Source organism: Psychrobacter pocilloporae, from assembly GCF_029872915.1.
GTDB lineage: Bacteria > Pseudomonadota > Gammaproteobacteria > Pseudomonadales > Moraxellaceae > Psychrobacter > Psychrobacter pacificensis.
Genome location: NZ_PGFT01000001.1, coordinates 998,620 through 1,021,518 on the forward strand (window position 1 = coordinate 998,620; position 22,899 = coordinate 1,021,518).

Below are 22,899 nucleotides of genomic sequence, written 5' to 3' on the forward strand. Positions count from 1 at the left end.
AATAAACGAAACGCTAGGCGAAATTCAATTCCACCCTAACATCAGGTGGTGTCCTTTTTCGCGTTTTGATAAGCAATAATTCTGTTTTGGTCTGTCTTGAATTTATATTGATAAATCATGAACCATTTCAATAAGTCTAAGCCAATATAGTAGTCGGAGATAAAATGAGAGGTTCGTGATAAGGCGACTTCTTTGCTATTTCATTTCTTATTTTAGTTCAATTTTTTAACCCACTCATCCATTAGGAGCTTTTCATGGCTAACGAACGTACTTTATCTATCATCAAACCTGACGCAGTAGCTGGCAACAACATCGGTGCTATTTATAGCCGTTTTGAAGAAGCGGGTTTAAAAATCGTTGCTGCAAAAATGTTGCATCTTGATGACAAAAAAGCAGGCGGTTTTTACGCTGAGCATGCCGAGCGTCCATTTTATAATGCTTTGGTCTCATTCATGACTTCAGGCCCTGTCGTTGTTTCTGTATTAGAAGGCGAAAACGCCATTGCTAAGCACCGTGAAATCATGGGCGCAACCAACCCAGCCGACGCTGCCGAAGGCACTATCCGTGCTGACTTTGCTAGCAGCATCGACGAAAACGCGGTTCATGGTTCAGATTCAGCTGAGTCAGCAGCACGTGAAATCAGCTACTTCTTTAATGATGATGAAGTATGTGCACGTACGCGCTAAGAGCAGCCAGTTATTGATAGCAGCCGAGAGGTTGGTTATGAATAATTTGTGTCGCAAGACGGCTTATATCTGATGGGTATAAGCCGTTTTAGCTATTTTGGTTTGTCTGTTTTTTCGCCGTCTTTGCGTTATTGAAATTTTTTATTATTTGCCTCATTATTGTCTTTATCTAGCATTATCAATCCTTTATCAGTATAGCTACTCATTTTTTGTGCTTGTCGCTATGTATGATTGGCATAAGTACAAGAGACGCTGCGCTCATAGTGGATTGCTAATGGCCATATTTGCCATAAGGCGTATGGAGAGCAACACTCATCGCTTATATCAACAATTGCCACGCTTAATTTAGCTGATGCAAAAAGGTTACCTATTATGTCCACTGTTCAATCCCCGATCCAGCATGTCCCTGCCACCTCCAAAGCCAGCATCAAGCTGGTCGATGAAGCGCAGGCCAAGACCAATCTTTTAGGGATGACCCAAGCACAATTGGCTGACTATTTTAAAAGCCTCGGCGAAAAGCCATTTCGCGCGACGCAGGTGATTAAATGGATATATCAGCACGGGGTGACAGATTTTGAGCAGATGACCAATCTGAGCAAGTCACTGCGCGATAAATTGTCGCTGAATGCCTGCGTGACTCCGCCTAAGGTTATTCATCGTCAGTACAGTGATGATGGTACGCGTAAATGGGTGTTTGAAGTGACGGGCGGCTCGCTGGTGGAGACGGTATTGATTCCGGCGGATGATAATAAATCAAATGGCCGCAAAACTTTGTGTATCTCTTCGCAAGTCGGCTGCGCGCTCGACTGTAGTTTTTGTAGTACCGGTAAGCAGGGTTTTGAGCGCGATCTGACGGCGGCTGAGATCATCGGGCAGCTGTGGGTGGCCAATGCTTCCTACATGAGCGATGATAATGACAGCTTAGAGGCTGTCGATCATAGCGCTTGGGAAAACCATGTCACCAACGTAGTGATGATGGGTATGGGTGAGCCTTTATTAAACTACAAGCCTGTAATCGGCTCGATGGAGATTATGCTCAGCGACCATGCTTATGGCCTCTCAAAGCGCCGTGTGACATTGTCGACCTCAGGCGTGGTACCCAAGATGTATCAGCTGGCACAAGATCTCGATGTGGCTTTGGCGATATCCTTGCACGCGCCCAATGATGAGTTGCGTGATGAGCTGGTGCCTATCAATAAGAAATACCCGTTAAGTGAGCTGATCGCCGTGGCAAAAAACTATGTGTATGATGTCAATCCACGCCACAAAAAACACGTCACCATTGAGTATGTCATGCTTGATGGCGTCAATGACAGCGATGAGCATGCGCGGCAGTTGGTGGCGTTGTTGGATGGTCTACCAAGTAAGATTAATTTGATACCGTTTAATCCGTTTCCGCATGCACCATATGACAAATCTAGCAACAACCGCATCCATGCGTTTAGCAGTATCTTAAGTGAAGCTGGGTTTGTGTGTACCATTCGTCAAACGCGCGGCGACGATATCGATGCGGCTTGCGGCCAGCTGGTCGGGCAAGTCGCCGACCGCACTCGTCGTTCAGCGGCATGGCAGCAAAGCATCAAAGCGCGTGAAAACGCTGAGTTGTGATTCATCATACAATTAATCACAACTAAATTGTACTTATGGGGGCTAAATCTATTAAACTGATGCTTCGATTATCGAACGCATTGAATCCAGTTTTATGATGGCGGCTATGATGACTTCTAAAAATTCTTGTCAAAATAAGTATCAAAGCGTGTGTTTTTTGACTGACAAACCATGGATGACAGCCACGTTGCCAGTCGTGGCGCAGACGGCAGTGACGTCCAAACGGCTACTGCTTGGTATGGCAATGGTGGGGCTGTTTTTGACGGGGTGTCAAAGCACGCCAACCGATGATTTATTGGGGGATACCCCTTATCAGACATCGACGCGGCCGAGCAATGATCGCAACTTGGATCAACAAGAAATTGCGCGCGTACGCACCTCGCTTGCCGCGCAATATATCCGTAAAAACGAGCTTGATACCGCCCAACGCCAGCTTGAAAAAGCCTTCGCTGCCGATAGCCGTTACGCGCCAGCCTATGATATGATGGGCGTTTTGCTGCAGCAAGAGGGCAGCCGTATTAATCTGCAAAAAGCCGATCAGTACTTTAAAAAAGCCATCGCGCTTGATAAAGACTTTGAGCAAGCTCACAATAACTATGGCGTGTATTTGTCGCAGATGAAACGCTATCGTGAGGCGGCTGAGCAGTTTGAGATTGCAGGGGCAGCGCTTGGCTACGAAGGTCGTATCGGCGCGCTGGAAAACCTAGGCCGAACCTACCTACAGATGGGCGACCGTACTGCTGCGGCCAAAGCGTTTTTGCGCGCGCTAGATGGCAACCGCAATAGCATCATCGCCCATATCGAATTGGTAGATTTATTGCTTGAGCAGCAGCGGGTGGCCCAAGCACAAAAACTTTATGACGAGACACTGATCTTGGTACAAGGGCAAGGTATCAGCCCGCGTTTGCTATTACAAGGCATCAAACTTGCGGCGGCTCAAAACAACATAACCACACGCCAGCAATTGGCACAGCAGCTTTTATCCGCTTATCCACTAAGTGATGAAGCAAAACAACTGAAGACTTGGCTTAACAATCCAGAGGCACCATGGAAATGACCACCCCATCATCAAATACTCAATCAAACACTCAGGGATCATTTGGTGCCATGTTGCAGCAAGCCCGCAAAACAAAGCAAGTCAGTCTAGAAGAGGCCGCCGCCGAGCTATTTATCTTAAAGCGTCACCTAAAAGCCTTAGAAGATGAGAATTTTGCAGATTTGCCGCAAGCCGCGTTTGCTCGTGGTTTTGCTATCAACTATGCCAAGTTTTTGGGGTTAGACCCTGTAAAGGTCGCCAGTAGCTTTGATGCCGCCTATCCCAATGAGCTAAAACCATATTCAGTCAACAACATTGATACACCGCTGCGCCCGATGGGCACCTTGCAGCGAGAGACTCATAACCGCATTCGTTTCAATCCGTTACTGATTATCGCGGTCATTGGCGTTATTATCTTAGCGATTTTTTTATTCCGCATGGTCAGTAATGCCAGCAAAGAAAATACCCAAGCACCGACCAACGCTGTCGAAGACATCTCGGCACTCGAGCAGGCTCAAGGCGCTGCTATAGATAGCGAGACAGGCGTGGGTGCCGCAGGCTCTGCGCTTAACATAGGCACGGCGAACAGCACCGCGACGTTAGAGGTGATGTTGAGCGACGAGGCGGTGGTGGTGATTACTGATGCGTCAGGGAGCAATCTGATGAACGGCGCTCAAAGCACGGGTAGCTATAAGCTATCTGGCATACCGCCATTTAATGTACAGATCGATAATGTCGATAATGTCAGCTTAATGCTCAACCAAGAGGCGGTGGCATTAGAGGCATATGCCACTGATAAGCAAGCCAGTTTTGAGCTTGCGCCATAAGTGGGCAAAAGCATAATGCCGCATCGTTAGGTATCATTGTCAGGGTTTATTTTTATTTTTTTGCTTTAACCAAAGGGTTTGTCTATGTCAACGTCAGCGCCTATTAACCGTCGTTTTACCAAAAAAATATATGTCGGTGATGTCGCGATTGGGGGTGATGCACCGATTAGTGTGCAAAGCATGACCAATACCGAGACTTGTGATGTGGCCGCGACGGTCGCACAAATCGAGCGCTGCGTAGAAGCAGGCGCTGATCTGATGCGCGTCTCGACCCCGACGATGGATACGGTCAACGCCTTTGCCGAAATCCGTAAACAGGTCAGCGTACCGCTCATCGCCGATGTGCATTTTGATCATAAGATTGCTTTGGCAGTGGCCGAAGCAGGCGCTGATTGTTTGCGTATCAACCCAGGTAATATCGGTAGTGATGCCAAAGTACGTGAGGTGGTTGCCTGCGCCAAGCATCACAATATCCCGATTCGTATCGGTGTCAATGCAGGCTCGCTAGAAAAAGACATCCAGCGAAAGTATAAAGAGCCGACGGGCGAGGCGATGCTAGAGTCCGCGATGCGCCATATCGATATTTTGGAGCGTCTCAACTTTGATCAGTACAAAGTCTCAGTCAAAGCCAGTAACGTGTTTTTGACATTAGAGGCATATCGTCTGCTCTCAGCCCAAATTGACAACCCGCTACATCTGGGCGTGACCGAAGCTGGTGTCTATCGCACCGGTGCGGTCAAATCTGCCATTGCATTAGGGGGGCTACTCCTAGACGGTATCGGCGATACCATTCGTATCTCCCTTGCGGCAGAGCCTGAAGAAGAAATCAAAATCGGCTTTGATATTTTAAAATCGCTAAATATCCGCTCTAACGGTGTCAATTTTATCGCTTGTCCTAGCTGCTCGCGCCAAGAGTTTGATGTGATCAAAGTGATGACAATGTTAGAGTCGCGTCTCGAGGATATTCGTGAGCCGATGGATCTGTCAGTGATTGGCTGTAAAGTAAATGGCCCAGGGGAGGCCAAAGAAGCCGATATCGGTATCGTCGGTGCTGCGCCAAAGTCATTGGTCTACCGTATGGGCGAAAAAAGCCATTTGATCAATACCGAAAACCTAGTCGATGAGATTGAAAGTATGGTGCGCGCCCATGCTGAAGACTTGGCAAAAAAGCGCGAAAATGAGATTATTCGCGTTAAATAAATACCAGTAGCGCTAACGGATACCAGTAGTGCTGTCGCTGTTTTTAGGTTAACCATATAAAAAAGAACTTGTGATAATTGTAAGGATATGACCGTACCATGATCAAAGCTATCAAAGGGTTTAATGATATTTTGCCTACCCAATCGGCAAAATGGCTACAATTAGAGGCGATATTGGCGGATGTGCTGGGTAGGTACGGTTATGAGCATATTCGCCTGCCTATCGTTGAGCAGACTGATTTGTTTGCCCGTGCTATTGGCGGGGCCACCGACATCGTCGAAAAAGAGATGTATAGCTTTGCCGATAAATCTGAGCCGCCCACTCCTTTGACCTTGCGCCCAGAGGGCACCGCAGGCGCGGTAAGGGCTGTAATCGAGCACAATCTACTGCGCGGTGATACGCCCAAACTATGGTACATCGGCCCCATGTTTCGCTATGAGCGCCCGCAAAAAGGCCGCTATCGTCAGTTTCATCAATTAGGAGTCGAAAGCTTCGGTAGTGCGCTGCCCGATGCCGATGCTGAGCTGATCGCGATGACGCACCTGATGTGGCAAGCGCTGGGTCTCAAAGACGAGATGCGCTTGCAACTAAACAGCTTGGGTGAAATCGACGAGCGCCATGCTTATCGTGAGGCCCTAGTCGCTTATCTAACCGACAAACAAGATCAGCTTGACGAGGATAGCAAGCGCCGTCTGACGACCAATCCGCTACGTATCTTAGACAGCAAAGACGCGAGTACGCAGGCGTTATTGAATGATGCGCCAAAGCTGGCTGAGTTTTTGGGTACAGAGAGTATGGTGCACTTTGAGCAAGTTCAAGATTATCTGACTGCGCTTGGTATCGATTTTGAGATTAATCCACATCTGGTGCGCGGTCTTGATTATTATAATAAAACGGTCTTTGAGTGGGTAACGGACAAGCTTGGCAGTCAAGCGACGGTATGCGCTGGTGGTCGTTATGACGGTCTGGTTGGACAATTAAAGTCCATAGGTACAAACGATGATAAGTCAGATAAAAAACCTGTAAAATCTGAACCGGCTATTGGTTTTGCAATGGGGCTCGAGCGCTTATTGCTACTGATGGAAGCCGTGGCACCGATTGCTGACAAACCCGCTTGTGATGTCTTTGTCGTGGCGCATCCTGACGTTTATAGTGCAGGTATCAGCTATGCACAAAACCTGCGTTATAGTCGTCCAGATGTACGCGTGAAGATGGCAAGTGCAACGAGTCTAAAAGCGCAAATGAAAAAGGCAGATAAGTCAGGCGCAGCATTGACAGTCATCATCGCACAGCAAGAGCTGGATGATAATACCGTCAGTATCAAAGACATGCAGACGGGTGAGCAGCAGACTGTCACACAAGACTGGCTATCGAGTAAAGATAACTTTTCTCGTAAATAATCGTCTTGCAACGCCGCAGTTTTGATTTTGGCATCAGCAATTTAATGTACATTTTATCAGGTAAATATATATGGCTCTGACCCCCAATTCGCCGAATGCAGACAACTCCATGCAAGCGTTAAAGCAGTATGGTAGTTATATTGTCACTGCGATTTTGTTGGCACTGGCTGCTTATTTTGGCTGGACATACTGGCAGAACAACCATGCGCGAGTAGATACTGTCGCCGCTGATCAATATGCCGATATCCAACGACTGAATGAAGAAGTCAGCTTGGCTTCGCAAAATCCAGATCTAGAAGCCGACGCGCAAGAGTCGCTGGTACAGAGTCGCACACAGTTAGACAAAGATATTGATGCTTTAGTCAGTACGCATGGTGAGTCAGTTTATGCCTGGCAAGCGCTGATGATAAAAGCTCGCCAACAGGTCGATAATGATGATTTTACGGCGGCGGCTGAGACATTTAAGCAAGCGCTAGCAATCGATCTGGGTGATGCCGGTCTAAAGGCAATCACTCAGCTGCGTTATGCCAAGACGTTACTGGCGACAGGCGATGCAGATGCGGCCTTGTCAGAGGCCAACAACGATATGCCAAGCTCGTTTGAAGCCAGTCAGCAAGAACTGCTGGGTGATATCTACTTGGCACAAGACAACAAAGAATCAGCGATTAAGTCTTACAATAATGCTTGGGAGCTATTACGTAGCCGCCAAGAAACGCGTGCAGTATTGGCCTTAAAGATGGAAAGCTTGGGTATCACTCCTGAGCCAATTGCTGAGCCCACCAGTCTTATTCAAGAGTCAGCGACTCCTGAGCAGCCATTAGTGGTTGAAAACTCAGAAAATACGAGCGTTGAAGCTGCTCAATAAGTCACTAAGCTCAGTAGGTCACTAAGTTCAGTAAATAACTAAGCTCGGTAAATCGCTAAGCTCGGTAAATCACTAAGATAGTATTGAGCAGTAGCAATCGATTAAATGCTTTTTGATATGACGTCATAATGACTAATGTGCTGTTGGCCAATGTACTAATTAATAATAATTCATTTGTAGTGAGAACATATAATGACTCAATCTATTCGCTCTAGCAAAATGTTAAAAACTACGTTAAGTAGTCAGACTATCAAGAAGACAGTCATGCATGTGGCAGTACTTGCCGTAATGAGCACTGCAGTGATTGGGTGTAACCGCGGCATCAAGCCAGTGGTTAATGACCCAGTAAAATTGGTACAGATTGCGCAACCGATCAGCGTGCTCCAGCCAGTATTTAGCACCGATGTAGGTAACAAAAAAGCCAGTAAGAAAGACCCTCTAGATTTGCAAGTTGGTTACGCCAATGGGCAAATCGTTACGGCATCACGCGGTGGTGATCTGATAGGGTTTAATCAGGCAGGCGAGCGCTTATGGTCGGTTAACGTCGGTGATCAGATCACAGGCGGTGTGGCGTTGGATGCGCTGAGTCAGACAGCGGTTGTGAGTACTCGCAATGGTCAAGTAATGGCGTTTGATACTATGACTGGCGCAAAACGCTGGCAGCAGCAGTTGTCAGGGTCGGTTTTATCCCCAGCGCTTATCAGTAATAATCGTGTGGTATTATCAGCGAATGATGGCTTCTTGCATGGCTTATCACTACAGACTGGTGAATCAGTGTGGCAGTTTGCGACGCAAGTACCAGCGATCAGCGTGCGCGGTAGTGCGGCACCAACTTTGCTAGATAATGAAACGGCGTTGTTGGCGACTGCTGATGGTCGTTTGCATGCAGTCACCGTTGATAATGGCTTACCAAAGTGGTCAAGACGTGTTGGCATTGGGTCTGGAAGCAGCGAAGTTGAGCGCATGAGCGATGTCGATGGCAAGCCTATCGTGGATAAAAATCAGCTGTTTGCGATTAGTTATAGTGGTCAGCTATTAGGTATTGATTTGGCCTCACGTCAAGTGATGTTCGTCAATGAGCTTGCTAGTTTAAAAGCACTTGCCGTCAACCCTCAGCAAGTGATTGCTACTAGCCTAGATGGTAAAGTGGTTGCCTATGATCGCAATAGTGGCGAGACATTGTGGGAAAGTGAGGCACTGGCTTATCGTGACCTAACCAATCCTGTCATGATTGGCAATTATATTGCAGTCGGTGATTTTGACGGTGTGGTACATTTATTTGACCCTGCTACTGGCAATATTGTTAGCCGCGTGCAGACAAAAGGGACGTTGACGAACTTGCAAGTACAAGGCAATCGCCTGATGACTCAAAGCACGTCAGGACAAGTTGCTATCTGGCAGCTAACGCGCTGATAAAACAGTACACTGGTTTTTATCTACAAAACACAAACGCTGCTTAGTCAGCGTTTAGTGCCTTGTGTAAATCGCTTGTTTAAGTACAGGCTTTCGCGTACTCTATGCGACCGATGTGCTAACCATATATACTATATATAATTTAGTCGTCCCAATTATTTTTTAGCCAAAAAATAGCTAGCTACTATTTTTGCTATTGTTTTATCATTCATTTTAATTTGCGGTTAAGTGCAGCCCTATTCGTTACTATTGTTATATCAGTGGTCATAAGAATAATTGTACTGTCCGTCATTGTGCCTTTCACTGAGAGTAACCCATGAGTATCAAGCCTGTGGTCGCCTTAATTGGTCGTCCAAACGTCGGTAAATCCACCTTATTCAATCAGTTCACAAAAAGTCGGCAGGCATTGGTTGCTGATTTGTCGGGATTGACTCGTGACCGTCAATACGGTGATGCAACTTATGAAGATAAGTCATTCATCGTTGTGGATACTGGTGGTATTGGTGAAGCAGATGACGGCAGCGGTAATATCGATGACTATATGTCTGAGCAGTCGCATACCGCGATTCACGAAGCAGATATCATTGTATTTGTCGTTGATGCTCGTGCTGGTATGATTGGTGCTGATGCTGAGATTGGCAAGTTTTTGCATACCCTAGGCAAACCGGTCTATGTCGTTGCCAATAAAGTTGATGGTGTCCACGATGCAGCGCCAGCAGAGTTTTACGCGCTAGGATTGGGCGAGCCGTATCCGATGGCGGCCAGCCACGGCCGCGGTGTGGGCAACTTGCTTGAAGTCTTAACAGCTGATATGCCTGAGCAAGAGAATATAGTTGAGCCAAACGGTTTGAAGCTTGCGATTATCGGTCGTCCAAACGTTGGTAAATCAACACTGGTTAACCGTCTGTTGGGCGAAGATCGCGTGGTGGTATTCGATATGCCTGGTACGACGCGTGATAGTATTTATATCCCTTATCAGCGTGAGGGCAGAGACTACGTATTGATTGATACGGCTGGTGTACGTCGCCGCGGTAAAATCGATGAAAAAGTAGAAAAATTCTCTGTTATCAAAACCTTGCAAGCGATTGAAGACTCTAATGTAACTGTCATTGTCATTGATGCGCATGAAGGTATTGTTGACCAAGATTTGCATATGATTGGCTATGCGCTTGATGCTGGTCGTGCTCTAGTCGTAGCAATCAACAAGTGGGATGGTTTGACACCAGATCAAAGAGACTATATTAAGCTTGAGATGGATCGTCGTTTTAACTTTATCCCATATGTAAAAGTACATTTGATATCAGCACTACATGGGACTGGTGTGGGTAATTTATATCCATCTATCTTGCGTGCTTACAAGTCTTCAATGTTTGAAGTCTCTACCAATCGCTTGACGCAAATCTTGCAAGATGCTGTCACTGCCAATCCGCCACCAACTATTGCTGGTCGCCGTATTAAGCTACGTTATGCACATATCGGTGGTCACAATCCACCTGTTATCGTAATCCATGGCAATCAAACCAGCGCGCTTCCTAAGAGCTATCAGCGTTACTTAGAGAACCAGTTCCGTCAAGTATTTAAGCTTGAAGGTACGCCGCTCAATGTTATCTTTAAACAAAATGACAACCCATACGCCAATAAGAGCGACACGCCAACCAAGGCAAAAACACAGCAATTGCGTCAGCGTGAGCGCAATCGTGCGAAGAAATTCACTACCAAAGATAAAAAGTCTCGTTAATCACATGATTTGCTATGACTTATTTTATCGTGCAGCTCAGCACGGTAAAATAAAAAAGCACTATAATCATATAGTGCTTTTTTTGGCAGTTCAGTATACTCGTTAATTACCTCAATCTTTCGCTTATCACATCTCTCAAATACCTGTAATATAAGTAAAATTTTTCTTGACTCAGTAGAGTGATATGAACAATCGTTCGTCTCAAACCATTTCTATGCTCATTTGGCGCTCTGTTGGACAGGCCGTAATTCTGGCTCTGCTGGCAGGCTTTGTATTGCCTTTTATTTATGGTTTGGTGCATCACTACCAAGAAAAACATCAGCATATACAGCAGTTAGCCTCGTTACTAACAACCAGTGCATCGACACCAGATGGTGCTGACGTCGTCGCTGAGCAAGTGAATGTTTTATTAGAAAATGAGCCGAGCATTCAGAGTATTGTGTTTTATTCCACATCCCAGCCTATCAACGATATCAGCCAATCACTAGATGACTGGAAAAATGCTTTATTTGCCGATACGGTCAGCTTCAACTATCCTGTCGTTAGTAAGTACGAAGATTTTGTGAGTGTCAGACCCAATAAACCCATATCTAATCAGCAGCTAGCGACAGATCTGTCTGAGAGTATGAGCACATCATCAGTTACGGATGAATCGATCGGTATCACGAATAGGAATAACACGCTGATTGGCTATATCAACATCACCATGGATGTGAAAGTACTGCGTTCATATTGGTTTCGTAGCATTATTCCGTTGTGGCTGACCACGTTACTACTGACTATTATTTCAGGTATGTATATCTTTCGAAAGCTGAATTGGCCGCTCAAAGATATCGAAGCATTAAATGGTGTCTGCGGTATTATCATCAAAAACGCAGAGCTAGAGCAGCTACCTATTATTCCGCAGCGCTTTAACTTTCAAGAGCTGACACAAATAAAAAAGGCCTTGGCTATCTTGTTTGATCGACTGCAAGAAGCCAAGCAAGGATATGATACGCTTGCTGCCTTTGAGCAGCAACTACATAACAAAGATGTCTCGCTTGATGTGCAGTTGCATAATTTTCAAAGCATGATTACCCATGAACTAAAAACATCGCTCAACGCTATCGTGGGCGGGCTACAGTTATTGGACTATGAAACCTTAACTAGAGAGCAAAAAGACGCTGTCGAAATTATTAGCAATGGCAGTGATAAATTGGTGCTATCACTGGATCATATTATTCAATTAAATCAGATACAAAAAGGACAAATAAAAATTCATAACAATGAATTTAATCCGCTACAGTTGATATCTGATCTTTTGATAAAGTTTGAACCTATAGCCAATCAACAAGGCTTAGCGTTAACCAGTAATATTCATCATGTAGATTACAGTCTTTATGGCGACTCAGCAAAAATTCAACAAATATTATCCATATTAGTCAGTAATGCCATTAAATTTACTCCTACTGGACAGGTAGTGATCACGTCACAACTGACGCATTTTGATAAAAGTAATCGTTGGAAAATCAGTGTCAAAGATACGGGCATCGGTATTGATAGCAATCATATTGATGATATTTTCAATCCTTTCTTTCAGGTGGATTCGTCACAAACGCGCCAGTATGAAGGCTCAGGTGTGGGCTTGCCTGTGGTTAAGCAATTGGTGCAGCTCATGGGGGCGACCATCGAAGTTGATAGTACCTTGGGATCAGGGACGCAGTTTATTTTGACGTTAGTGATGCCGAACCAACAACAATCTCGCCAGCAGCGGCTCTTAAATGGGCTAACGATTATTTATTATTATGATCAAGAGACGGGTGCGTTATTCAATGAGCTAGAGTATCTGGGCGCTACGGTGATCTGTCACCAGGACGTACAGCAAGTCATGAATGAGATAAGGGCACAGAAGGTCGATATGGTGATGTTCGCTGAGGACGTGCTCGCGGACAAAGCTGAGCTGTTAGCCAAGCTTATTCGCCAACATGAAAACGAAGAAAGCGTGCAACGTGCGTTATTGATATATTGGTATCCCCAACATCAAGCGCGTTATGTCGATAATTTTGAGTATGGTTTAAAAGCAGCTGGCATCGATTACTGTCATAGTACGACTTATGAGCACAAGGCTTTGAGTGACTTGTTAAAACGTTGGCTAGTATGGATCTAAAACACTATAAAAAAATACGTTTGGCTTTTTAAAATCGCCTAGCCCGTTAGATGTAATTTCCTGATAAAAAGCACAAACAAGCCAGGATTTTTTTACAACAAATAAAAAAGACGCCCAATTTTAAGGCGTCTTTTTTATTATGTGATTTTCTTATAATGAGAGTCTTTGCTCTAGCTCTCTATTCATAAAAATAGAGCAGTTCTTAGAACAGATTCTGCGCCCAGCGTACGATATGTTGCCAAGTACGGCTCAAGAATCCTGACTGTGCGACATCATTAGTGGCAATAATAGGGACAGATGCGACAGCTTTACCATCAATAACGGCCATCATCTTGCCGATTTCTTGACCTTTCTTAATCGGTGCTTCTAGGCTGTCAGGAATATCAACCACGGTCGTGATTTTATTCTTCTGCGTTTTACTGGTTAGGATTTGTAAGTTATCACCCGTTGCCAGCTCTACCTCATCGGCTTCTCCGAACCATACTGGAACTTTGCTAACGAACTGACCAGCAGGTGCTTTGGTCACTGTGGTGAAGTGGCCAAAGCCCCAGTTGAGTAGTTCACGCGACTGATCAGCACGAGCCTGCTGGCTCTTGGTGCCCATGATGACAGAGATGAGGCGCATACCGTCGCGGTTACTCGAAGCGACTAAGCAATAACCTGCCGCATCAGTATGGCCCGTTTTTAGACCATCAACGGTAGGATCGGTTGCGAGTAGGGCGTTGCGGTTGCCCTGAGTGATACCATTATAGGTAAACTCTTTTTCGGAATAAATACTGTAGTAATCACCGCTGTTTTTGACAATAGCGCGAGCAAGTTTGGCCAGATCCAGCGCTGATGCCTGATGCCCTTCAGCAGGCATGCCAGTAGAGTTGACGAAATGAGAGTTTTCCATACCAAGCTTTTGCGCTTGCTCATTCATCAATATTGCAAATGATGCTTCGCTACCCGCGATATGCTCAGCCATGGCTTTTGACGCATCATTACCTGATTGAATGATGATACCGCGTAGCATATCGATGACACTAGCGGTCTTATTGACTGGCACATACATGCAAGACTGACTGCTGCTACCACGGCACCATGCATTTTGGCTCATGAGTACTTGGTCGTCTTCTTTGAGGTCGCCTGATGCTAAGCGCTGTTCGATGATATAACTGGTCATCATTTTCGTCAGAGACGCTGGCGGTAATGACTCATTCGCATTTTTTTGGGCCAAGATCTCACCAGTATTATAGTCCATCAATACATAGGCGGTATTATCCATCTCAGGTGGTTGTATGGCTGCGTTTGCCATCACTGCACTCATTGAGATACTTACACCAACGACCAGCTGTACTAGCTGATTTTTTACACGCTTTACTGTCATATATCATTACACCGCATCATGGAACCAAATGTATCTATCGCTTGTATTCACTGTCAATTTTCATACATTATTTTAAGCAGCATGCCTTAAACATCATGTCTAAAATAATGTATTAATCAAAACAAGAACGACTGTACGATAGACATAAAATTAACGCCTTATCTTAGCAAAATGCCAACCGATGGGGAATCGATAAATGCAAAAAAGTAAGGCATGAATAAAAAGAAAAGCGAGTAGGTATAGTGAATTCAGTATAAAAACGATACAGTGGGACTGGGATAAATTTTTCGCAGCATCGAGCAGCGTAGGCACAGCACGCAAGGAAAATTTAGACCAGTTCCACCTTGATATATAATGTATCTGTTTTATTTAGGATTGACTATATTAAGTGTTTGCTCTTACTAACCTATAGATAGCTTTTGATCAGCATAAATTCAACGACCACAAAAAAGCCTGCTGTACCGCTTGTGGTTTATAAGCGCAATGACAGCAAGCTTTTTTGTTCATTAAACTTAATGGATAAGTGTAGAGTATTGTTCTTAACGATGATGAGAGTAGAGCTCCAGAAAGAACAAGGCCATTGTTTATTGTCGTTAATTATGACTGGCTTTTCTAGCGCTCAAGACGGCTCTCTACGCTTACACGCTTTTTAGCGATTAATATTCTGCGTTTGCAAGATCTTCGCATAGTGCTTTATTTTCTTGCTTTGAAAAGCCCATTGTCCAGCTACGAATACCTTGCAGTATCTGACGATAGTCTTGCTGCGTTGACAGATATTGAATCGCTGCTTTTGGATCTTCTAACGAAGGCATCAGCTCATGCAATTGCACGGTATAAGACTTATAAAAACGTTGTTTTTGATTGCCGTTCAGCATTGATGGACAGATCTCTGATAGTACCTGCATCACAGCAATTTCATGCTTTGTGATATTAATGCCAGACATATCTAGCGGAATAGTAGTCGCAGGATTGTTTGCAGCATTAGACGCTTGAGACAGCATGGCAACAGACGTTATCAGTCCTGCCAGCCCGATTTTTGAGGCGGTCTTTGCTATCACAGAAGCTATAGATAATATCGATTGATTCTTCATTCAGTATTACACTCGCTTATCTTTATTTGATAGTGATATGTTAATGGGTAAAAAAACAAAAGTCACATAAAATATTGATTTATGTGTAGATATCTTGTGAGCCAAAGGCATTTTACAGCAACATATCAGTAGCATATACCAATGAAGTCACATCAGTATAAACGCATCAGTTTGTATTGTTGTATGGTGTTGCATATTGTAACGCGTTGCCTTATTTCTCTCATTTCGACTCCGTTTGAGGCAAATAATATAACAATAGACAAAAATGCCAGACAGTTTTTGGTCAAAGACTGAGTTCGGGATTATCTATTGTTCAGGTATAATCGCTCGGGCTATCAAGATAATTTAGTTTTAATGTACTGATATCACAAGGCTTTCAAGAGTAATCGCCAAATTTTTTATTTTATATACTAGGGCGTGTTGAACATTCGACCATGGCACTGACAGCGACTATTTTTTAGGCGATTCGATGTTAAAAATAATAAGTTTAGTCATTCTAAGCGCTTATTTTTAACAATGAAGCGGCAAAAAAGAGTCCTGTCCCCTGCTTTTTATCGTTGGGGCTGATGCTAAAATTGCCCCATACTGCGTTACAAATCTCGCTAAGGCATCTGCATTATCGTCGCTTTGTGCCTTGTCTGGAACCATTTTAGCGATCAGCAGTGCCTATTTGCGAATGTTCAACACGCCCTAGCCTTTGGTTGCTATTTTTATGCGAATAAAGATATGGTACGGTAGCAAAACTTTCTACTAGAAAGACGGTTTGACACAAACATACTGAGCTGACATGAAGATTTTAATTAGTAATGATGATGGGGTGTATGCGCCAGGATTAGTGGCACTGTCTCAAGCACTAACGACCATCGGTGAGGTCGTGGTAGTCGCACCAAATGAGGAGCAGAGTGGCTATGCTAGTGCATTGAGTGTATCAAAGCCATTGCATACGCATCAATTGCCATCGGGATTTATAGCGGTTAATGGTTCACCAGCTGATTGTGTCCATCTGGCGCTGCATGAGCTATACCGTGACGTGGATTTTGACTGTGTCATTACAGGTATCAATTCAGGTGCAAACTTAGGACAGGACGTGATGTTTTCTGGTACCTTTGGCGCGGCATTGACCGCGCAGTTATTGGGCATACCTGCTATTGCCACGTCTTTGGTAGGTGGCGGCGTAAAAAATGGCGGACAAGAATCAGCCAGTGATTATCAAGTGGCGGCAAATGAAATTGTCAAATTGCTCACTGATACCTCGATTTTAGAGTTTCTCAAAAGTTTGCCCTATCATGTATTAAACGTTAATATTCCTGATATGGATAGCAGCAGTGATATCAAAGGGCGAAAGGTTACCTCATTGGGACACAAGCAGATCGCCCGGCCCGTGCGTCATATGATTGACCCGCGCGGCCGAGATGCGTACTGGCTGTCTCTACGAAAATGTAAAAACAGCAAGCACAAAAATGAGCGACCCTTAGACAGTTCAGCTAAATCAATCAATCAAAAAAATGTTGTATTAACATCGGGCATGACGGATGATCAAGCAGTGGCGGCAGGATACATCAGTTTGTCGCCAGTACGTCTACATCATACCCCAGCGGGGGCATTGGATAAGCTTTTGGCACTAGATTTATAAGTTCGATAGGTTATGATTATCAATGACATAGGTGATAATCACCATATCGCTTGCTGTACGAGTGATATAAATCATCTGCTAGATCGCTAATTGTAGTAACAATATCTGGAGGCTTTTGAGTGATATCAAGCGCTTTTGGATGATAAAACAATAGATAAGCAACACAAAGAACAGGAACCTTGTATGAAAAGAATCATGACCGGATCGCACCTTGCTAAGGCGGCGTTGATTGGCACTATGGCAGTTGCTACCTTGTCTGTAGTCGGCTGTGCAACCAAGCCTACTTATCAATCACCAAACCAAGTAGGTCCTAAGATTATTACCAACGCACAAGGCGTCCCTAACTACCATCGCGTACAACGTGGCGATACGGTCAGCCAAATTGCGGCGCGCTATCGTCTTAACTATCGTCAGATTGGCGCACTAAATAATCTGGACAGTAAATATACGATTTATAGTGGGCAATGGCTCAAGCTATGGCAAGGTAACACGGCTAGAAGTAATAACTATAGTAGACCTGCACAGCCGCAACCAACTTATACCCCACCTATAACCCAGTCTCGAACGCCAGCATACGAGGCAACTGCCAATTCGACCTCTGGTTATGATTATCCTACTCGCAATCCAGTGACGCGTAACATTGATCCAGCGGCGGGCAATATGGGCATGTGGTTTGCTGGTAATGTCGGTGATCCAGTACTTGCTAGCCAATCAGGAACGGTGCTTTACTCAGGCAACGGTCTACCAGAATATGGCAACTTGATTATGATCCGCCATAGTGATGATTACATCACGGCCTACGCACACAATAGCCAATTGCTGGTAAAAGAAGGGGATACGGTACAGCGTGGCCAGCGTATCGCGACGATGGGTAGCAGTGGTCAGACCAATCAAGTGGGGCTGGAGTTCCAAGTTCGCTTAAATGGCAATCCGATTGATCCACGTACGGTACTTGGGCGTTAGTATTGAGCTATGTCGCTGATGGCTGGGCGGCTTTGGTCCATTTTATTTATTTATGTTTGAGAATTTTTATGAGATTAAAAAAACAATACTTCACTCTTATGCCGGCATTAGTGATGGTCGGGTGTACAAGTCAGCAAGCCATGCAAAAAAAGCCTGTCCGTCAAGGTGGCGTTGAGATTACTCAAACCCAAACCGTGCAGGTCAAGCCAACACCAGCGCCAGTTATTAAGCCGCAGCCCGCCCCAAAGCCAAGCTATAGCAGTTTTTCTGATTGGAAGTCAGACTTTTCTATGCGTGCAATATCTTCAGGCTATGATGCGGGAGTCATTCGCCGATTACTCGATTCCGCTTATCTGAATCAGCAAGTTATCTCATTAGACTCAGGACAGCCTGAGTTTTCTAAGATGCCATGGGAGTATGTGGACTCTGCTGTCTCTAGTGGGCGTGTGAGCGTAGGTAAGCGCAAGTTTGCAGAGCAGCGTGCGTTTTTGTCTCAATTAGAATCGCAGTATGGTGTTGATGCAGAGATTGTCGCAGCGATATGGGGTATGGAGTCGTCATATGGCGCGGTCACAGGTAACAGTGATTTGCCAAGCTCGCTTGCCAGTCTGGCCTACGATGGTCGTCGTCAAGAATTCGCTGAAGCTCAGCTATTATCCTTAGCGACGCTACTCCAGCGTGGCGACGTATCATGGTCGCAATTAGATGGTTCTTGGGCAGGCGGCATGGGACAAACGCAGTTTATTCCTGAGACTTGGCTCAAGCAAGGCGTTGATGGTGATGGCAACGGTCACCGTAACCCTTGGGCCACAGGTGATGCACTCGCTTCTACTGCCAACTATCTGAGCAACTCAGGCTGGGCGCGCGGTCTAGCACCTTTTTATGAGGCGACTGTACCTGCTTCGTTCGATTATTCACTGATGGGGAGTAAGCAACCTGCAGCCAGATGGTCGGCGATGGGTGTCGATACGATAGATGACGTCTATTTAGATGCCAATACTCAGATGGAGCTATGGTTGCCAGCTGGTAAAGATGGTCCCGTATTGCTGCTAAGCCCAAACTTTGATGTTATCAAGGTTTACAATAACTCGTCGAGTTATGCGCTAGGGGTGAGCCTGTTGGGCAAAACGATTGATGGACAAAGTGGTCTGCGAAAATCATGGCCCCGCTATGAGCGTCCGTTATCAACCACGCAAGTGACCAACTTACAGCGCCGTTTGACGAGCATGGGTTACGATACCAAAGGTGCTGATGGTATCGTGGGCACCAATACTCGTATGGCATTTCAGCGCTGGCAAGCAGATAATGGGCAAACGCCAGATGGATTCATCACTCAAAATAGCGCCTCTTCATTGGCTGGCTGGTGAGGTAAGCTGACGGTATTTATACACCGTATGAAGGTCACGATTCATAATCGCTTTTAGCTATTATAAATCAGTCATTAATCATCAATTAAGCATGTTACCTTGCTCTACAAAAAGCACCTTGCCAAGGTGCTTTTTTTGCCTCAGGCTATGTCTGATTTTGCTGAAATTTATTGAATGGATAAATATTGTGATAATCATCAAATATTTGAGTTGGCTTGATCTCGCAATCTTCAAAACTTATCAGAACAAGGTTAATACAACAAAATCGACACTGTGAATGATAGACTCTAAGGACAGCTTTTAATAATAAAGATTCAATCACAAATAATGAGAACGATCAAAAGAGCATACCTTTATGATTACTATGGAAGAATTACAAGCGGCAATAAAGCTGCGTATCAATGATTATAATGATATGGATTTTCCGCTGCACAAAAGAGCCGTCAATATCTGTGATCTATTAGACAGCCGTAACCACATACTCGCGCAAGATATTGCATCACCTTTTGATGTGCCAAGACAGAATCTATCTGCTATGGATGGTTATGCCATTGCAAAAGGAAGTGAGCTGTCAGAAGGCAAGACGATTGAAATCATTGGTGAGTCTCAAGCAGGCAGTGCCTATGCTGGTGAGACAAAAGCAGGGCAGGGTGTGCGTATTTTTACTGGCGCGGTCGTCCCTGACTGTTGTGATACAATCATCATGCAAGAAAATACCAACTTTGCTGATATCAAAGCGACCATTGATAAGACTCAGCCGTACAGCATCACTCTCACGCAAACGGCCGAAACCAACGATAATATCCGTGCGCAAGGCGAAGAGGTTGAGTCTGGCGAAGCTGTGCTAAAGATAGGAAAACGAATTAATCCCGCCGATATCAGCTTGCTGGCAAATTTAGGCATCAGCGAAGTGAGCGTGTTTCAACCACTCGTCGTCGGTGTGCTCGCGACAGGCGATGAGCTCGTCGCTATTGGCGATGAGCTGGAACATCTAGCCCAAATATATAATTCAAACACCCCAACGCTCAAAAGCTTACTGTCTGGTTTACCTATAATCATTCGTGACTATGGCATCATTCCTGATGATTTGGATAAGACGACAGCTGCGGTCAACGAAGCCATGCAAGACTGTGATGTGCTCATATCGACAGCAGGCGTCTCAGTCGGCGATTATGATTTTCTGACGAGGGTGATCGAAACGCTTGGGCAAATCAACCACTATAAAGTGGCGATGAAACCTGGTAAGCCTTTCGTATTTGGCGAGTTAAATAAAAATCTCGATAAGCCCGTATTGTATTTTGGTCTACCGGGTAATCCGCTCTCCACAGTTGTGGGCGCGCTACAGTTTGTGATACCCGCATTATGGCAAATGTCAGGTGCGAGTGTGTCCGAGCAGCCGATGCCGCTAACGATCAACGCTAAACTCACAAATGACATCAAAAAGTTCCCTGGCCGCAAAGACTTTCAGCGCGGCGTATTGTCACAAGATAAGGCGGGTCATTACCAAGTTGAATGCTTTTCAAGTCAACAATCACACAGAATAAAACAGCTGAGCCGCGCCAATTGCTTTATTGTATTAGACAAAGACAGTGGCAACGTAGTATCTGGTGGTGAGGTTACCGTACAGCCGTTTCCTTGGTTGCATCGCTAACTCACCGTTTGCCAATCTGCTATAAAATGATGGAACGAAATTAAAAAGCAATCTAGCAATGGGATGCTAAACACGAATAATAAAGTAACGCTTATGGTAAGCAATACTGATGGCAGTAATATATGAATGACAACAATATCAAAATAGACAGCCCAAAACTGTATTCTCCTGCGTCAGCACCTGTGCTGTCTGACAGCTATATACCGTCTAATTTAGTGATGCCGATTGATCAGGCAACCCAAATCCATCAGCCTTTAACGGATGGGTTTGCGCGCCGGTTGACATATCTGCGTCTATCTATTACGGATTTTTGTAATTTTCGCTGTGAGTACTGTTTGCCAAATGGCTATCAAGGCAAACGTCCTGACGATGAGTTGAGCGTTTCTGAAATTGCGACATTGGTGCACGGCTTTGCCCAAGTAGGTACCAAAAAAGTGAGAATTACAGGCGGTGAGCCATCTATTCGCCGTGATGTTGTCGAGATTATCGACACGATCAAGCAAACGGACGGTATTGAAACAGTAGCGATGACCAGCAATGCTTATAAGTTGGGTAAACACTTAGCCAGCTGGCAAGCGGCTGGACTTGATCAGCTCAATATCAGTATGGACAGTTTTGATGCGGCCACTTTTCACAAAATGACTGGCTTTGATACTTTACCGCAGATACTGGCAAATATGGATACCTTGCTAGAAACGACGGATATCAAACTTAAAATAAATAGCGTCTTGATGGCAGAGACTGCCTTTGAAAACCTAATCGCCGCGATCGACTACGTCAAAGACAGGCAAGTAACGTATCGTTTTATTGAGTTTATGCAGACCAGTGACAATAGCGACTTGTTTTTTGCCCAACATGCTCAGTCTGATATCATCACGGATTATTTGTTAGAGCATGGTTGGCAGCCACACGAGCGTGGCAGTGCCGATGGTCCAGCGGTCGAGTACAGTCACCCTGATTATGTCGGCCGTATTGGTATGATTGCCCCTTATGCGGCGCACTTTTGTGATACTTGTAACCGCTTGCGAGTCAGTAGTCAGGGCAAGGTGCATCTGTGCTTATTTGACCAAGGTAATTACGATATTCGTCCATACTTACAACAAAACGATATCCAAGGACTGGTAAACACTTTACATAGCTTTATGCCGATTAAGCCTGAGCATCATCATCTGCATGACTCGAACAGTGGTATCATGCACAATCTCTCGATAATCGGTGGTTAAGGCATTCTGAGTCTCTAATTCTGATGATAACTGATGCTGTTTTTGCTATCGCTTTTCTGACATAAGCTTTTTTTAATACATTTATAAAATTATATCTATAAAGGATCTTTTATGAGTAAGCCTGCTGCACCATTTACCCCTCTTAATATTGCGGTATTGACTGTTTCTGATAGCCGTACGCTGTCAGAAGACACGTCAGGTCAATATCTAGCCGATAGCTTGACCGAGGCTGGACATCATTTGGCAGACCGTCAGCTGATCACTGATGATATCTATCAGATTAGAGCGGTCATTAGTGGCTGGATTGCCAGTCCAGACGTGCACGCGGTCATTACAACAGGTGGTACAGGGTTCTTTATTAGAGATAGCATGCCAGAAGCTGTCAGCGTACTATTTGATAAGTCGATTGATGGTTTTGGTGAGATGTTCCGTTTGATCTCAAAAGACGAGATTGGTATGTCTACGGTGCAGTCGCGGGCAGTGGCTGGTATGGCCAATGGTACCGGTATCTTTTGTCTACCAGGTTCATCTGGCGCGTGCCGTACAGGGTGGGAAAATATCCTAAAAGAGCAGTTTGATAGCCGTACTCGTCCGTGTAACTTTGTGCCACATTTTTTGGCACAAAACCCCAGTCATGACTGATTTATAAATGATTAAGCCATAACGGCTATTTAACCAAAAAT

18 protein-coding genes are annotated in these 22,899 nt (G+C 44.9%); 16 read left to right on the forward strand and 2 right to left on the reverse strand.

Features of this window, described 5'->3' with window-relative positions; all coding sequences use genetic code 11:
* Positions 1 to 254: 254 nt before the first annotated feature.
* The 10 genes from ndk (at position 255) to CUR83_RS04515 (ending at position 12,919) form a co-directional block, all read left to right on the forward strand.
* Positions 255 to 686, forward strand: coding sequence for a nucleoside-diphosphate kinase (gene ndk, locus CUR83_RS04470; protein WP_100749128.1), 432 nt, complete (start codon positions 255 to 257; stop codon positions 684 to 686).
* A gap of 372 nt (positions 687 to 1,058) precedes the next feature.
* A complete protein-coding gene (rlmN, locus tag CUR83_RS04475) occupies positions 1,059 to 2,294 on the forward strand; it encodes a dual-specificity RNA methyltransferase RlmN (protein WP_284719175.1) in 1,236 nt (411 codons plus the stop codon).
* A 106-nt stretch (positions 2,295 to 2,400) separates the two neighbouring features.
* Entirely contained in the window at positions 2,401 to 3,351 is a 951-nt protein-coding gene (gene pilW, locus CUR83_RS04480; RefSeq protein ID WP_284719176.1) for a type IV pilus biogenesis/stability protein PilW, read from the forward strand.
* On the forward strand, positions 3,342 to 4,157 hold the full coding sequence (locus CUR83_RS04485) for a helix-turn-helix domain-containing protein (RefSeq protein WP_284719177.1): 816 nt from the start codon (positions 3,342 to 3,344) through the stop codon (positions 4,155 to 4,157). Before pilW ends, CUR83_RS04485 begins: the two co-directional genes overlap by 10 nt.
* 84 nt (positions 4,158 to 4,241) lie before the next feature.
* Positions 4,242 to 5,357 (forward strand): flavodoxin-dependent (E)-4-hydroxy-3-methylbut-2-enyl-diphosphate synthase, encoded by a 1,116-nt coding sequence (gene ispG / locus CUR83_RS04490; RefSeq protein ID WP_105245022.1) that lies wholly within the window; start codon positions 4,242 to 4,244, stop codon positions 5,355 to 5,357.
* A gap of 98 nt (positions 5,358 to 5,455) precedes the next feature.
* Complete coding sequence (hisS, locus tag CUR83_RS04495) at positions 5,456 to 6,757, forward strand: histidine--tRNA ligase (protein WP_284719178.1); 1,302 nt, start codon at positions 5,456 to 5,458, stop codon at positions 6,755 to 6,757.
* 70 nt (positions 6,758 to 6,827) lie between these two features.
* A complete protein-coding gene (locus CUR83_RS04500) occupies positions 6,828 to 7,622 on the forward strand; it encodes a YfgM family protein (protein WP_240365305.1) in 795 nt (264 codons plus the stop codon).
* Between the two features lie 192 nt (positions 7,623 to 7,814).
* A complete protein-coding gene (gene bamB / locus CUR83_RS04505; protein WP_277077951.1) occupies positions 7,815 to 9,035 on the forward strand; it encodes an outer membrane protein assembly factor BamB in 1,221 nt (406 codons plus the stop codon).
* A 316-nt stretch (positions 9,036 to 9,351) separates the two neighbouring features.
* Positions 9,352 to 10,773 carry a ribosome biogenesis GTPase Der gene (der, locus tag CUR83_RS04510; protein WP_071003380.1) on the forward strand — a complete coding sequence of 474 codons (1,422 nt, stop codon included), beginning with the start codon at positions 9,352 to 9,354 and terminating at the stop codon, positions 10,771 to 10,773.
* Between the two features lie 184 nt (positions 10,774 to 10,957).
* Positions 10,958 to 12,919 (forward strand): sensor histidine kinase, encoded by a 1,962-nt coding sequence (locus CUR83_RS04515; protein WP_284719179.1) that lies wholly within the window; start codon positions 10,958 to 10,960, stop codon positions 12,917 to 12,919.
* A gap of 202 nt (positions 12,920 to 13,121) precedes the next feature.
* On the opposite strand, the gene CUR83_RS04520 is transcribed toward CUR83_RS04515, so the two are convergent.
* Positions 13,122 to 14,288, reverse strand: a complete 1,167-nt coding sequence (locus CUR83_RS04520; RefSeq protein WP_223333781.1) for a D-alanyl-D-alanine carboxypeptidase family protein — start codon at positions 14,286 to 14,288, stop codon at positions 13,122 to 13,124.
* Between the two features lie 656 nt (positions 14,289 to 14,944).
* Positions 14,945 to 15,379, reverse strand: coding sequence for an MCR_0457 family protein (locus CUR83_RS04525; RefSeq protein WP_058025084.1), 435 nt, complete (start codon positions 15,377 to 15,379; stop codon positions 14,945 to 14,947).
* Positions 15,380 to 16,166: 787 nt separating this feature from the next.
* Between CUR83_RS04525 and surE the strand changes: the two genes are divergently transcribed.
* From surE to moaB, 6 genes are all read left to right on the forward strand, one after another.
* Positions 16,167 to 17,012, forward strand: a complete 846-nt coding sequence (gene surE, locus CUR83_RS04530) for a 5'/3'-nucleotidase SurE (protein WP_284719180.1) — start codon at positions 16,167 to 16,169, stop codon at positions 17,010 to 17,012.
* Positions 17,013 to 17,195: 183 nt separating this feature from the next.
* Positions 17,196 to 17,975: a peptidoglycan DD-metalloendopeptidase family protein gene (locus CUR83_RS04535; RefSeq protein WP_284719181.1), complete on the forward strand. Its 780-nt coding sequence runs from the start codon at positions 17,196 to 17,198 to the stop codon at positions 17,973 to 17,975.
* A gap of 68 nt (positions 17,976 to 18,043) precedes the next feature.
* Positions 18,044 to 19,342 carry a lytic murein transglycosylase gene (locus tag CUR83_RS04540; protein WP_284719182.1) on the forward strand — a complete coding sequence of 433 codons (1,299 nt, stop codon included), beginning with the start codon at positions 18,044 to 18,046 and terminating at the stop codon, positions 19,340 to 19,342.
* Positions 19,343 to 19,697: 355 nt separating this feature from the next.
* A complete protein-coding gene (locus tag CUR83_RS04545) occupies positions 19,698 to 20,993 on the forward strand; it encodes a molybdopterin molybdotransferase MoeA (RefSeq protein WP_252962884.1) in 1,296 nt (431 codons plus the stop codon).
* 122 nt (positions 20,994 to 21,115) lie between these two features.
* Positions 21,116 to 22,216, forward strand: a complete 1,101-nt coding sequence (moaA, locus tag CUR83_RS04550) for a GTP 3',8-cyclase MoaA (RefSeq protein ID WP_284719183.1) — start codon at positions 21,116 to 21,118, stop codon at positions 22,214 to 22,216.
* 111 nt (positions 22,217 to 22,327) lie between these two features.
* Positions 22,328 to 22,858, forward strand: a complete 531-nt coding sequence (moaB, locus tag CUR83_RS04555) for a molybdenum cofactor biosynthesis protein B (RefSeq protein ID WP_284719184.1) — start codon at positions 22,328 to 22,330, stop codon at positions 22,856 to 22,858.
* The last annotated feature ends 41 nt before the right edge of the window (positions 22,859 to 22,899 follow it).

Bases quoted from the DNA above. Each gene is read 5' to 3' on its own strand.
- CUR83_RS04500 (WP_240365305.1), top strand. From the start codon at position 6,828: ATGGCTCTGACCCCCAATTCGCCGAATGCAGACAACTCCATGCAAGCG.
- CUR83_RS04535 (WP_284719181.1), top strand. From the start codon at position 17,196: ATGAAAAGAATCATGACCGGATCGCACCTTGCTAAGGCGGCGTTGATT.
- moaB (WP_284719184.1), top strand. From the start codon at position 22,328: ATGAGTAAGCCTGCTGCACCATTTACCCCTCTTAATATTGCGGTATTG.
- moaA (WP_284719183.1), top strand. From the start codon at position 21,116: ATGAATGACAACAATATCAAAATAGACAGCCCAAAACTGTATTCTCCT.
- der (WP_071003380.1), top strand. From the start codon at position 9,352: ATGAGTATCAAGCCTGTGGTCGCCTTAATTGGTCGTCCAAACGTCGGT.
- ndk (WP_100749128.1), top strand. From the start codon at position 255: ATGGCTAACGAACGTACTTTATCTATCATCAAACCTGACGCAGTAGCT.
- surE (WP_284719180.1), top strand. From the start codon at position 16,167: ATGAAGATTTTAATTAGTAATGATGATGGGGTGTATGCGCCAGGATTA.
- CUR83_RS04545 (WP_252962884.1), top strand. From the start codon at position 19,698: ATGATTACTATGGAAGAATTACAAGCGGCAATAAAGCTGCGTATCAAT.
- CUR83_RS04520 (WP_223333781.1), bottom strand. From the start codon at position 14,288: ATGACAGTAAAGCGTGTAAAAAATCAGCTAGTACAGCTGGTCGTTGGT.
- CUR83_RS04515 (WP_284719179.1), top strand. From the start codon at position 10,958: ATGAACAATCGTTCGTCTCAAACCATTTCTATGCTCATTTGGCGCTCT.
- bamB (WP_277077951.1), top strand. From the start codon at position 7,815: ATGACTCAATCTATTCGCTCTAGCAAAATGTTAAAAACTACGTTAAGT.
- CUR83_RS04485 (WP_284719177.1), top strand. From the start codon at position 3,342: ATGGAAATGACCACCCCATCATCAAATACTCAATCAAACACTCAGGGA.
- pilW (WP_284719176.1), top strand. From the start codon at position 2,401: ATGATGACTTCTAAAAATTCTTGTCAAAATAAGTATCAAAGCGTGTGT.
- ispG (WP_105245022.1), top strand. From the start codon at position 4,242: ATGTCAACGTCAGCGCCTATTAACCGTCGTTTTACCAAAAAAATATAT.
- hisS (WP_284719178.1), top strand. From the start codon at position 5,456: ATGATCAAAGCTATCAAAGGGTTTAATGATATTTTGCCTACCCAATCG.
- CUR83_RS04525 (WP_058025084.1), bottom strand. From the start codon at position 15,379: ATGAAGAATCAATCGATATTATCTATAGCTTCTGTGATAGCAAAGACC.
- CUR83_RS04540 (WP_284719182.1), top strand. From the start codon at position 18,044: ATGAGATTAAAAAAACAATACTTCACTCTTATGCCGGCATTAGTGATG.
- rlmN (WP_284719175.1), top strand. From the start codon at position 1,059: ATGTCCACTGTTCAATCCCCGATCCAGCATGTCCCTGCCACCTCCAAA.